This window comes from Paraburkholderia sp. 35.1 (genome assembly GCF_050436525.1).
Classification (GTDB): Bacteria; Pseudomonadota; Gammaproteobacteria; order Burkholderiales; family Burkholderiaceae; genus Paraburkholderia; species Paraburkholderia tuberum.
The window spans coordinates 587,271-600,202 of the sequence record NZ_JBNDMJ010000003.1; the positions used below are offsets into that span (position 1 = coordinate 587,271).

Annotated in this window: 11 protein-coding genes; 6 read left to right on the forward strand and 5 right to left on the reverse strand. The window is 65.3% G+C overall.

Features of this window, described 5'->3' with window-relative positions; genetic code table 11:
* Positions 1-63: 63 nt before the first annotated feature.
* Together boxC and OKW27_RS22730 are read right to left on the reverse strand one after the other, a co-directional pair.
* Positions 64-1,743 carry a 2,3-epoxybenzoyl-CoA dihydrolase gene (gene boxC, locus OKW27_RS22725; RefSeq protein ID WP_429334941.1) on the reverse strand — a complete coding sequence of 560 codons (1,680 nt, stop codon included), beginning with the start codon at positions 1,741-1,743 and terminating at the stop codon, positions 64-66.
* Between the two features lie 114 nt (positions 1,744-1,857).
* Positions 1,858-2,856, reverse strand: a complete 999-nt coding sequence (locus OKW27_RS22730; protein ID WP_429334942.1) for a helix-turn-helix transcriptional regulator — start codon at positions 2,854-2,856, stop codon at positions 1,858-1,860.
* Between the two features lie 223 nt (positions 2,857-3,079).
* Between OKW27_RS22730 and OKW27_RS22735 the strand changes: the two genes are divergently transcribed.
* From OKW27_RS22735 to OKW27_RS22755, 5 genes are all read left to right on the forward strand, one after another.
* Positions 3,080-3,394, forward strand: coding sequence for a DUF4863 family protein (locus OKW27_RS22735; RefSeq protein ID WP_429334943.1), 315 nt, complete (start codon positions 3,080-3,082; stop codon positions 3,392-3,394).
* A 59-nt stretch (positions 3,395-3,453) separates the two neighbouring features.
* Positions 3,454-5,043: a benzoate-CoA ligase family protein gene (locus OKW27_RS22740; protein ID WP_429334944.1), complete on the forward strand. Its 1,590-nt coding sequence runs from the start codon at positions 3,454-3,456 to the stop codon at positions 5,041-5,043.
* 11 nt (positions 5,044-5,054) lie between these two features.
* Complete coding sequence (locus OKW27_RS22745; RefSeq protein WP_090800959.1) at positions 5,055-5,915, forward strand: alpha/beta fold hydrolase; 861 nt, start codon at positions 5,055-5,057, stop codon at positions 5,913-5,915.
* A gap of 120 nt (positions 5,916-6,035) precedes the next feature.
* Entirely contained in the window at positions 6,036-6,362 is a 327-nt protein-coding gene (locus tag OKW27_RS22750; RefSeq protein WP_429334945.1) for a hypothetical protein, read from the forward strand.
* 129 nt (positions 6,363-6,491) lie between these two features.
* Positions 6,492-8,609 (forward strand): phosphocholine-specific phospholipase C, encoded by a 2,118-nt coding sequence (locus OKW27_RS22755; RefSeq protein WP_429334946.1) that lies wholly within the window; start codon positions 6,492-6,494, stop codon positions 8,607-8,609.
* Between the two features lie 108 nt (positions 8,610-8,717).
* Here the strand turns inward: OKW27_RS22755 and OKW27_RS22760 are convergent, their stop codons facing one another.
* Positions 8,718-9,098 (reverse strand): DUF5594 family protein, encoded by a 381-nt coding sequence (locus tag OKW27_RS22760; protein ID WP_429334947.1) that lies wholly within the window; start codon positions 9,096-9,098, stop codon positions 8,718-8,720.
* A 49-nt stretch (positions 9,099-9,147) separates the two neighbouring features.
* Positions 9,148-10,812, reverse strand: coding sequence for an acyl-CoA synthetase (locus OKW27_RS22765; protein WP_429334948.1), 1,665 nt, complete (start codon positions 10,810-10,812; stop codon positions 9,148-9,150).
* Positions 10,813-11,132: 320 nt separating this feature from the next.
* Here OKW27_RS22765 and OKW27_RS22770 point away from each other — a divergent pair, with 320 nt between their 5' ends.
* A complete protein-coding gene (locus OKW27_RS22770; RefSeq protein WP_429334949.1) occupies positions 11,133-11,999 on the forward strand; it encodes a hypothetical protein in 867 nt (288 codons plus the stop codon).
* A gap of 11 nt (positions 12,000-12,010) precedes the next feature.
* Here OKW27_RS22770 and OKW27_RS22775 read toward each other — a convergent pair whose 3' ends face one another.
* On the reverse strand, positions 12,011-12,919 hold the full coding sequence (locus OKW27_RS22775; protein ID WP_184063703.1) for a LysR family transcriptional regulator: 909 nt from the start codon (positions 12,917-12,919) through the stop codon (positions 12,011-12,013).
* Between the last annotated feature and the right edge of the window lie 13 nt (positions 12,920-12,932).

Here is a 12,932-nt window from a genome sequence, read left to right on the forward strand (position 1 = left end):
TGCAGTGGCGAGAGGCGCGTATCGGCAGGCGGCGTCGTTTAGTCGGAGTGAGCGCGGCGCATCTCAGACGCGCGACACATCGAATTGCGCCTTGCTGCCCTTGCCGTACACCTTGAGCGCACCCTTCTCGCCCACTGCGTTCGGCCGGTTGAAGATCCAGTTCTGCCAGGCGGTGAGACGCCCGAAAATGCGCGTCTCCATCGTCTCCGGCCCATTGAAGCGCAGATTCGCTTCGAGGCCGGTCAAGGCATCGGGCGACATCGCCGCGCGTTCTTCGAGCGCGATGCGGATTTCGTCGGCCCAATCGATATCGTCAGGCGACGCGGTGACGAGACCGAGGCGCTCCGCGTCGAGCGCCTTGACCGGCTGACCGATCAGCGCGCGCGCCGCGTCGAGCGGCTCGGCTTCCTCGTAGAAGCGCCGCGCGAGCCGCGACTGATGCGTCACCATCGGATACAGGCCGAAGTTGACTTCCGACAGCGTGATCGCCGGCTCCTCGTCCTCGTTGTCGGGCAGCGCGGCCATGTAGGTGCGATCGGCGGCGAACGCGAGTTCCGCGAACGTGCCGGCGAAGCATGAACCCGGCTCGATCAGCGTGAAGATGGAGCGCGACGACACGTCGAGGCGCGCGAGCGTGCGGCGCAGCATGCCGATCGTTTCGCGCACGAACCAGTGATCCTTGTGCTGCAGCAGCGTCGCATCGACTGCGAGCAGGTGGCGCGCGTCGCCTTCGGTCTTGAACACCCAGGTGCCGATGTCGAGCGCGTTGGTGCGCATCGAGAGGATCGCGTCGTCGAGTTCGCGGGCGAATTGCAGCGGCCACCAGTTGGCGCCGGCCGCGGCGATCGCGGCGAGGCCGGTCGGTTGCCCGGTCTGTGGCGCGCGTGCGGTGAAGGTCGCCATACGTTTCGCGCGATCGATCGTGACGTCGACCGTCTGATAGCCGAGGCCAGCTTCGCGATCCGTGCGTTCGATGCGCGTGAGCGCGACGCCCGGCGCTCCGGCCGGACGATCGCTGTGCGCGCCGAGTTCGAGCGCGCGCGCCTGAATGGCCTGCTCGAACTGGTTCGGCTTCACAACTTCGTCGACGAGACGCCAGGCCTTCGCGCGTTCGCCGCGCACGCCCTCGACCACCGTGCAGAAGATATCCGCGCGATCGTGGCGCACCTTGCGCTTATCGGTCACGCGCGTGAGTCCGCCGGTGCCGGGCAGCACGCCAAGCAGCGGTACTTCCGGCAGCGACACCGAAGAGGAACGATCGTCGATCAGATAGATTTCATCGCAGGCGAGCGCGAGTTCATAACCGCCGCCCGCGCACGCGCCGTTCACCGCGGCGAGAAACTTCAGCCCCGAATGGCGCGACGAATCTTCGAGCCCGTTGCGGGTTTCGTTCGTGAATTTGCAGAAGTTGACCTTCCACGCGTGCGATGACAGCCCCAGCATGAAGATATTCGCGCCCGAGCAGAACACCCGGTCCTTCAGGCTCGTCACCACCACCGTGCGGACTTCCGGATGCTCGAAGCGAATGCGCTGAATCGCGTCGTGCAGCTCGATGTCGACGCCGAGATCATACGAATTGAGCTTCAGCTTGTAGCCGTCGCGAATGCCGCCATCCTCGGCGATGTCGATGCCGAGCGTCGCGACCGCGCCGTTGAAGCTGAGCTTCCAATGCTTGTACTGCGACGGCTCGGTGCGATAGTCGACCGGCGCGGCCTGAGCAACGGCGGTGGGTGCTGTGGACATGGGGCGTCTCCTGACTGGACGATGCAATCTGTTTTTTGAACAATAGTGCATCGCCATACCAGCGTAAAGCACTTTAGTGCATTTTTACGGGGAAACCCTGGCGCCCACGATCGGTCAGTTCACGCGCGCCTCGTCGGGGGCTTCCGCCGCGAGCCGCGCGGCGAGACGGTCGCGCAACTGCAGGTACGCATCGGCGAGCGTCTTTTCGCTGGTGTCGAACGACATGTCCGCGCGTCCGTACAGCTCGGCGCGCCCGGCGAGGATGCGCTTCAGGTCGTCCATCGCCTCGCGGTTGCCGGACATCGGCCGCAGATCGCCTTGCGCGACGACGCGGCGCATATGTTCCTCGGGCGTCGCCTGCAACCACACGGTGAAGCAGTGCGACAGCAGCACGTTGAACGTGCCCGATTCCGACACGAGCCCGCCCGGCGACGCGATCACCGCGTGCGGATGCTCGTGGATCACCGCCTCGAGCGCGCGTTGCTCGTAGCGTCGATACGCGCTCGCGCCGTACAGCGAATGAATCTCCGACGGCGGACAGCCCGCGAGCTGTTCGATCACGCGCGTGAGCTCGATGAACGGCACCTTGCGCTCCTGCGCGAGCATGCGCCCGAGCGTCGACTTACCCGCGCCGCGCAGGCCGATCAGCGCGATGCGGTCCTTGCGGTGCGGGTCGCGCGGCGCCTGCGCGAACATCTCGGCGAGCGCGATGCGCGCGCGCTGCAGTGCCGCCTGGTCGCGCCCCTGCAGCAGCTCGCGGATCAGCAGCCATTCGGCGGACGCGGTGGTTTCGTCGCCGATCACCTCGGCGAGCGAGCAGTTCAGTGTGGCCGCGAGCTGCCGCAGCACCAGCACCGATGCATTGCCGACGCCCGATTCGAGGTTCGCCAGATGCCGCTCCGACAAACCGGTTTCGGCCGCCAGCGTCTTGCGCGTCATGCCGCGGCGCGCGCGCAGCAGACGCACACGCTCGCCCATCGCGGTCAGGAACGGATCGCGTTCTTCGCGCTCGCCGCCACGTTCGGCCGTGCGTTCACCCGCGCGGTCGGTGCGTTCGGCGCGGGCCGCGTCGTCGGTATCGTCCAACGGTGCGGGAGGGTACTTTTGATTCATGTTTTGCGACCTCGTGACTACGATACATGTACTATAGTGCTTGACATGCACCAGGTGAACGGTTTAATTTTCGCCAAAAGCTGATCCAATCACAAACACAGTCGCGCGCCGCCTTGGCATTCCGGCCGCGTCACGGAGACGGCGCCGCAATACGCATGCACCCAAGTTCCGGCGGCCGGCGACCCGGCGGCCGGGCTGCGTGAGCGCGCTTCTGGAGGCTCGCATGTCCCCACAGGAATTCCAGCGCCTGATCGCAGGCGTCACTGGGCAACTCGCCGGGCGGCCGCTCGACGACGACACGCACGGCTTTTCCGTCGACGTCGTCGACATGCAGGACATTGCCGGTCCGCACCACGTCCATCCGCACGGCGAGATCGATCTGATCATGCCCCTCACCGACGGCGCGACGTTCGACGGCCATCCGGCCGGCAGGTGCGTGTACGGCCCCGGCTCGGCGCATCGTCCGACCGTCGCGAACGGCCGGGCGCTGGTGCTGTATCTGCTGCCGCAAGGGGCGATCGAATTCACGCGCGCGTGAGCCGCGAGCAGATCACGATCACACAAGAGCCGGACCGTGTCCACGGATGGAGGAGACATATGGAAGCCCTGCTGGAAACGAGCGCGCGCGAGCCGGTTGCGCCGCCGCCCCCGCTGTTCAACTTCGCGAGGCATCTGTTCCAGTTGAACGAAGCGCGCGCGAGCAAAGTCGCCTATATCGACGACTACGGCGCGATGACCTACGGCGAACTCGAACAGCGCGCGCGGCGCTGCGCCAGCGCACTGCGTGCGCTCGGCGTGCATCCCGAGGAACGCGTGCTGCTCGTGATGCTCGACACCGTATCGCTGCCGGTCGCATTTCTCGGCGCGCTTTACGCCGGCATCGTGCCGGTCGTCGCGAACACCTTGCTGAGCGCCGCCGACTATACGCACATGCTGACGCACAGCCACGCGCGAGCGGTGATCGTATCGGAACCGTTGCTACCTAACGTGACGGAGGCGCTGAGCAGCATCGACGACGACGGCTGCCAACCGATCGTCTCGCAGCCTCACGCCTCCATCGAAGCGCCGCTCGCGGCGCCCTGCTTCGAAACGCTGGTCGACACCGCGCTGCCCGCCGGCAAAGGCTGTGCAAGCAACGCGGACGACATCGCGTTCTGGCTCTATTCGTCCGGCTCGACCGGCAAGCCGAAAGGCACCGTCCATACGCACGCGAATCTGTACTGGACCGCCGAGCTGTATGCGAAGCCGGTGCTCGGCATCGTCGAGAGCGACGTGGTGTTTTCGGCGGCGAAACTGTTCTTTGCATATGGGCTCGGCAACGCGCTGACGTTTCCGCTGTCGGTCGGCGCGACCGCGATCCTGATGGCCGAGCGCCCGACCGCCGAGGCGATTTTCGCGCGCCTCGTCCGGCATCGCCCGACCGTGTTCTACGGCGTGCCGACCTTGTACGCGAACCTGCTGGTGTCGCCCAACCTGCCCGCGCGCGCCGACGTCGCGATCCGCGTGTGCGCGTCGGCCGGCGAGGCGTTGCCACGCGACGTCGGCGAACGCTTCACCGCGCACTTCGGCGCCGAGATTCTCGATGGCATCGGCTCGACGGAAATGCTGCACATCTTCCTGTCGAATCGCGCGGGCGAAGTCGAATACGGCACGACCGGGCGCCCCGTGCCGGGCTACGAAGTCGAGTTACGCGACGAAGCCGGGCGGCCGGTGCCCGATGGCGAAGTCGGCGATCTGTTCATCAAGGGGCCCAGCGCGGCGCTGATGTACTGGAGCAATCGCGAGAAAACGCGCGCGACGTTTCTCGGCGAATGGATCAGAAGCGGCGACAAATATCGGCGTCTCGCGAACGGCTGCTATGTCTACGCGGGCCGCAGCGACGACATGCTGAAAGTGAGCGGCCAATATGTATCGCCGGTCGAGGTCGAGATGGTGCTCGTCGCGCATCCGGCGGTGCTCGAAGCGGCGGTGGTCGGCGTCGATCATGGCGGGCTCGTGAAAACGCGCGCGTTCGTCGTGCTCAAGCGCGACTTCATGCCGTCCGATCTGCTCGCCGAGGAACTGAAGACCTTCGTCAAGGAACGGCTCGCGCCGCACAAGTACCCGCGCGATATCGTGTTCACCGACGATCTGCCCAAGACCGCCACCGGCAAGATTCAACGCTTCAAGCTACGCGAACAGTCATAGGTGATTCATTGATGCAGAACCGAGGTACCGCCCCTGCCACTTCCTCCGCGAGTGCCGCCAGCCGCCTTGCCGAACTGCCGGCGAGCGCGTCGCATGGACCGCTGCGCATCGAGTACCGCTGGGTCAACGAGCAGGCGAATGCTCAGCAGGACGATTCGCCGATGGCGGTATTCCTGCACGAAGGTCTCGGCTCGATCGCAATGTGGCGCGACTGGCCGCAGACGTTGTGCGCGCGACTCGGCATGCGCGGGCTCGTCTATTCGCGGCCAGGCTACGGACTCTCGACAGCGCGTGCGCCTGACGACAAATGGCCGGTCGATTTCATGACCGCACAGGCGCGCGACATCCTCCCCACCCTGCTCGACGCGCTCGATATCGACCTGCGGCAACGCCAACGCATGTGGGTGATCGGTCATAGCGACGGCGGCTCGATCGCGCTGCTCTATGCGGCGCTGTACCCCGATGCGCTCGCGGGCGCGGTCGTGATTGCGCCGCACGTATTCGTCGAAGACATCTCGGTGCAAAGCATCGCCCAAACGAAGCAGCTTTACGAAACCACCGATCTTCGCGCGAAGCTCGCCCGCTATCACGCGGACGTCGATTCCGCGTTCTACGGCTGGAACGATATCTGGCTCGACCCTGCGTTCAGGCGGTGGTCGATCGTCGAGGCGCTCGCGCCGATCCGTCGACCGCTGCTCGCGATCCAGGGCCACGACGACAACTACGGCACGATGGCGCAGATCGACACGATCGCCGCGCGCGTGCCGCACGCCCAACTCGTGAAGCTCGACGCATGCGGACACTCGCCGCATCACGACGCGCCCGCCGCGCTCAACGACGCCATCGCGGTGTTCGTGCGCGCACAACGATAAGCGGCGCCCGTCTGTTACCGATACTTCATAAAAATTACACGGATCGGCGATTATGCTGCTGCATCGCTGACCTCGGCACATCGATTGCGAGGCATCCCTTCCCCGCCCGGAGACAGTGCCATGCCCTTCGTGTCGAAGCCGATTCGTGCGCCCCGTCGCAAACGTTTGACGGGCGCCATCGCGGTGATCGCGCTGTGCGCGCTAGCAGGAGCGTGCAGCGACGACGCCCCGCCCGCCGGCACGAACACGATCAGTTCAACCGACCATTTCGCCGCTAACCCCGGCGACCCATCGATCGCCCGCCCATCGATCGCCCCGCCGCCGGCCGACTCCGCGCCGCCGACGCTGACGATCCAGACACCGGCGGCACCCGCATCCGAAGCCGGCACGGCGCTGTCCGCCACCTCGCCGCCGCTGGCCAGCCCCGTCATCCATACCGTCGATTGAGAATCGCGCCGCGCGCGGCGGCTAGCCCGCCTTCGCGCGTCCGACGCAGCATCGCCGTTTCAGCACCGCAATTTGTCGTCCCCGTGCCTTTTTCCTCCACCGAAGATCAAAGCCACCGCCGCCCCAACCATGACCTCAAACAATCGTCGTGATTTTCTGCGCTCGGCCGCCCAAGCCGCCGGTTCCTTCACCGCGTTGAGCATGCTGCCGCCGGGCATCCGCAATGCGCTCGCGATTCCGGCCAACAACCGGACCGGCACGATCCGCGACGTCGAGCACATCGTCGTGCTGATGCAGGAGAACCGTTCGTTCGACCACTACTTCGGCACGCTCAAAGGCGTGCGCGGCTTCGGCGACACGCGCGCGATCAACCTCGCGAACGGCCAGCCGGTGTGGTATCAGCCGCAAACCGCCGATGCCAGCGGTGCCAGCTACGTGCTGCCGTTCCGTCCGGGCGCGCCGAACCTCGGCCTGCAATTCCTGCAGGATCTCGCGCACGACTGGAGCTCCACGCACGCCGCATGGAACGGCGGCCGCAACGATCAGTGGGTACCGTCGAAAGGCGCGACCACGATGGCCTACCTGACGCGCGACGACATCCCGTTCCACTATCAGCTCGCCGACGCATTCACGATCTGCGACGCCTACCACTGCTCGCTGATGGGTCCGACCGATCCGAATCGCTACTACATGTGGAGTGGCTGGGTCGGCAACGACAGCAGCGGCGGCGGTCCGGTAATCGACAATTCGGAACTCGGCTACGGCTGGTCGACCTACCCCGAAGTGCTGCAGAACGCGGGCATCTCGTGGAAGATCTATCAGGACATCGGCACCGGGCTCGACGCGAACGGCTCGTGGGGCTGGACGCAGAACGCGTACATCGGCAACTACGGTGACAACTCGCTGCTGTATTTCAATCAGTACCGCAACGCGCAGCCGGGCAACCCGCTATATGACAACGCGCGGACCGGCACCAACGCGGCCAACGGCGACGGCTACTTCGACATTCTGAAGCGCGACGTGCAGAACGGCACGCTGCCGCAGGTGTCGTGGATCGTCGCGCCCGAAGCGTACAGCGAGCATCCGAACTGGCCGACCAACTACGGCGCGTGGTACCTCGATCAGGTGCTGCAGATCCTCACGTCGAACCCGGACGTGTGGAGCAAGACCGTGCTGCTGATCAACTACGACGAAAACGACGGCTTCTTCGATCACATCGCCGCACCGTTCGCGGCCGCGTCGAGCGCGAACGGTTTGTCGACCGTCGACATCACGCACGAACTCTATGCCGGCGATGCGAAGAACATCGCCGGGCCGTACGGGCTCGGACCGCGCGTGCCGATGCTGGTGGTCTCGCCGTGGTCCAAAGGCGGCTACGTGTGCTCGGAAGTGTTCGACCATACGTCGGTGATCCGCTTCATCGAAAAGCGCTTCGGCCAGCAGCACAATCTCGGCGAATCGAACATCACGCCGTGGCGTCGCGCGGTGTGCGGCGATCTGACCTCCGCGTTCAACTTCGCGAATCCGAACGCGTCGGTGCCGTCGCTGCCGGGCACGAGCGGCTACCTGCCGGCCGACCGGAACCGTCACCCGGACTACGTGCCGCAACCGCCGACGGTGCAGACGGTGCCGAAGCAGGAAGCGGGCGTGCGCCCGGCGCGCGCGTTGCCGTACGAACTGTTCGTGCGCGTCGACGAAGGCTCGAACGGCAAGCTGACGATGCGCTTCGTCAACACGGGCCGCGCGGGCGCGGTGTTCCTCGTGTACGCGGCCAATAGCGCCGACGCGCCGCGCAGCTATACCGTCGAAGCGGGCAAGCATCTGCAGGACGCGCTGCTGCTCAACGCCGACGGCAGCTACGACTTCAGCGTGCACGGGCCGAACGGCTTCCTGCGCCGCTTCGCGGGCAAGGTGGTCGCACGGAACTGGTGGAATGGTTCGGACACCGCACGGCCGGCCGTCGCCGAAGGCTACGATGTCGCGAACGGCAATCTGCAACTGCGGCTCGAGAACGTCGGCAGCGCGCGTTGCCAGTTCACGATCGTCAACGCGTACGACGCGAGCCATGTGATCAAGCATTCGGTACGCGGCGGCGACACCGACAATCTGTACCTCGATCTGCGCAACGTATACGGCTGGTACGATCTCGCGATCACCGTCGATACGGACCCGACGTTCGCGCGCCGCATCGCCGGTCATGTCGAGACGGCAAACAACAGCATGAGCGATCCGGCGCTGGGCGGCTGAGCGTCGCTGTAACCCAACGCTGCAAAAGCAACGGCCGCTGGCTCTTCGAGCACAGCGGCCGTTCTTTATCCAGCTCTCGAACGCAAACCCGCAATCGCGCGCGAGCGTCTACGATTCGAAATCGAGCCCGCCGATCAACGTAACCGGCTCACCCTGCGTGTGCGTGGAGAAATCGAGTTCGCGCGCCTGGGTCCACGCATTGAGCTTGCGCGGCAGCGCGGCCAGATATCTGGCGAAACGCGTCGCGCCCTGCTCGCCCATCAGCCTTTCTATTTCGTCGCTGTCCCAGGTCAGATACAGATTCAACGGATGCGGATAATGACCGAGCTCATCGAGCGGCGCGGCGTGAATCCGCACGCGGGTGGGCTGACCCTGTTCGCCATGCGGCAACACGTCGGTGTGCACGGTCTTGGCGATACACGCGGCGATCGCCTCGGCAATGCGCGGCGCGAACTCCTGGTCGAAACGCATTGCACTCTCGGGGCGCATCCAATCTCTCCGCTGTGATTCCCATCGTGGGTTGGTCATCGTAGCAGACTCAGTTTTTCGCTGGTGAGATCGCGTCCGGACCGTGCGTCACCGCCTCGCGCAGCGTCTTGCGGATCACCTTGCCGGTGGCCGTCATCGGCAGGCTTTCGACGAAGCGAATCTCGCGCGGGTATTCGTGCGCGGCCAGACGCGTCTTCACGTGCTGCTGGATCTCGCGCACGAGTGCATCGTCGCCGACGAAACCCGCTTTCAGCACGACGAACGCCATCACGATTTCGGTGCGCTCGCGATCGGGGGCGCCGACCACGGCCGCCATCGCGACGGCCGGATGACGCAGCAGCGAATCCTCGATCGACGCCGGCCCAATCCGGTAACCGGCGCTCGTGATCACGTCGTCGCCACGGCCGACGAAGCGAATGAAGCCGTCCGCGTCGCGCGTGCCGAGATCGCCGGTCAGCAGAAACCTGCCGCGGAATTTGTCGTTGGTGGCCGCAACGTTCCGCCAGTAGCCGAGAAACATCACCGGATCGGGCGCGGCCACCGCGATATCGCCGATCGCGCCGGGCGGCAGCTCGTTGCCGGCGGCATCGACGATCGCGACATGGTGCCCCGGCACCGCGCGCCCGATCGCGCCGAAGCGCGGCTCGAACAGCGCCGCGCACGAGGACACCACGACGTTGCACTCGGTCTGTCCGTAGAACTCGTTGATCGTCACGCCGAGTGCGTCGCGCCCCCAGCCGATCAGTTCCTCGCCCAGCGATTCGCCGCCGCTCGCGACCGATTGCAACGCGAGACGCAGATGAGCGGGCCGCTCGACGCCGCGCATCATCTTCAGCGCGGTCGGCGGTAGAAACGCATGGGAGACCGCGTGACGCGCGAGCAGATCGAACGCGGCGTGGCCGTCGAATTTCGCAAAACGGCGCGCCAGCACCGCGACACCGTGATGCCACGATGGCAGCAGCACGTCGAACAGACCGCCGATCCACGCCCAGTCCGCGGGCGTCCACATCAGCGTCGCGCGCGCGGGAAAGCCCTGCTGCGACATCTCCACGCCGGGCAGGTGCCCGAGCAAAACGCGATGCCCGTGCAACGCGCCCTTCGGTTTTCCGGTCGTGCCCGACGTATAGATGATGATCGCCGGATCGTCCGCGGCGGTGTCGGCCGGCGTGAACTCGGCGCAAGCGCCATTCAACGCCTGCCAGAACGACCGCACGGGCGCGTCCGATGCTTCGTCATCCTGCTCGATATCGACACTGAACACGTGTCGCAACTCGGGCAGCGCGCCGCGAATTTCGTCGATCTTTTGCACGCCGGCGTGATCGGTGATCAGCGCGACCGCAGCGCTGTCGCCGAGCCGATGCTCGATCGCGTCCACGCCGAACAGCGCGAACAGCGGCACCGCGACCATGCCGGCCTTGTAGGCCGCGAGATGCGCGATGGCCGTTTCGATCGATTGCGACAGAAAGATGCCGATGCGCTCGCCGCGCCGCGCGCCCGCCGCGAGCAGCGCATTGGCGAAGCGGTCGGACAGGGCTTTCAGTTCGTCGAACGTATAACGGGTCGCGCGGCCGTCGGCGTCTTCGTAGATCAGCGCGAGACGCCCCGAGCCATCGGCCCACTTGTCGCATGTGTCGACGCCGATGTTGTAGCGCGGTGGAATACGCCACGCGAAGCTGGCCGTGAGCGAATCGTAAGTCTCGCCGTCGAGGTTCATCGGGTCTCCTGGATATCGTCGTTGCCGCTGCATGGCGTGATGCATGGTCCGTCGCTTGCAGCCTCTGCGCGCATGGCCGGTGTTCCGCAGTTTAGCCCACGACCTTGCGCACTCGGTTGATGCATTGCCGTGCGCAATTGAATTCGCCAGATACGACATAGTCCCGCTCATAATCGCCGACTCGTGGCGCTGAACTCAACGTTTTGCGACAACTCCTGTGCGATTCAAGCCCTTTACATCTGACCTGTGCCGCGCCCGTCTAGGATCGTTACACAGGTTCGGCGCGCATGTTGCGCCGCACGATCGCTACCGGATGACATATGCGCAAGGCAAGGTTTGCATCGTTCTGGCATGGCCCGGAACTTTCTCCCTACGAGATCGCCTGTCTGAATTCGTTCACGCTGTACGGCAGCGAGGTCGCGCTCTATAGCTACGAGCCGATCGACACTCTGCCGCCCGGCGTGATCGCGAAGGACGCGACCACGATACTGCCGCGCGACTCGCTGAACGACTTCCCGATTCACGGCGTGCCGTCGATGCAGCATTTCACCGACTATTTCCGCTTCGTGATGTTCACGAAGACCGATGAGATCTGGGTCGATACCGACATGCTGCTGCTACGCGATTTCGATCTCAACGCCAAGGGCGACCTGATCGGGCGAGAGACCTCATCGAGCATCTGCACGGCGATGCTGCGGCTCGACCCGGATCAGCCGCGCTTGCACGAATTAATCGAACGTGTCGAAGCAATGAAGGGCACGGCACTGAAGTGGGGCGACACGGGCCGGCGTCTGTTGACCGCCGTCTACGGCGTGAAGGCGGGTCTTCCCGAAAGCCTGTTCTATCCGGTGCACTTCAACGATTACTACAAGGTGTTCCTGCCGCGCTATTTCGACGAGTGCGCGGCGCTCTGTTCCAATGCGTACACGCTGCATCTGTGGAACAACCGGGTGGTCAAGATGGGCCTGTTCAAGCGCATCGGCCCCCCCGTTGGGTCGCTCCTGCACCACGTGTTCGAGCAAACCGGCGCCAACACGCTGTTTCGCGAGTTTTATCCGGCGAGCGTGATGCAGGCGATGATCGACAACGCGGTGGGCAAAGTCGGTAGCGACGAAGGCGTGCGCAAGCTGCTGCGCGTCGGCGTGCCGATGGTCACGACGGCCATCGCGCGCAGACTCGGCGCCTGAAGTTCGCAGCTTCAGTTCGCGCCGCCCCTGCCCGAGCCCTGCGCCTGCTCCAGCACGAAGTCGATGAACGTCGCCGCCGCGCGCGTGTGATGCCGATTCGGCATGTACAGCATGTACATGTGCGTGCCGAAGATGCTGAGCCGCCAGGCATCGAGCGCGGTCAGCACGGCGCCGAGCTTCAGATCGTCCTGCACCACGTAGTCGGGCACGAGTCCGACACCGAGACCGGCCAGCACCGCCTGGCGCAAAAATAGAAAGTTTTCCGAAATAATCGTCGGTTCGAGCAGGACTTCATGACGCTCGTCGCGCAGATACGCGGCGAGCCGCAACTGCTTGCCGATCACGGCCGCGGTAATCAGCGGCGCGGTGCGCAGGTCGTCGAGCGTCGCGGGCAGGCCGTGTGTCCGCGCGAATTCGGGGGATGCGCAGGCCACGTACCGGACTGGCCCCATGTCCCGCGCGACGAGGTTTTGCGGCGGCTCCGACATCACGCGCACCGCGATGTCGATCTCGTCGCGCATCAGATCCTCGACGCGGTTCTCGAACATCACATCGAGCACGATACCCGGATACAGCCGCTTGAACGCGATCAGCCAGTCGGACATCACGAGCTGGCCATAGCCGCTCGGCACGCTGAGCCGCACGCGCCCCTGCAGGCTCTGGCCCAGTGTCGTCACCGACTCGCGCGCGGCCAGCAGCGCGTTGCGGATCGTGCGGCCGTGCTCGTAGAGCCGCAGACCGATCTCGGTCGGCTCGACGCGACGCGTGGTGCGGCGCACCAATTGCAGGCCGACCGAACGCTCGAGCTGATTCAGGTGATAGCTGACGTTCGCGCGGCTCATCTTGAGCCGGCGTGCCGCTTCGCTCAGATTGCCGGCGTCGAGGATGTCGACGAGCAGGGTCAGCGAGTTGACGTCCATCGCCCAGTCTTTG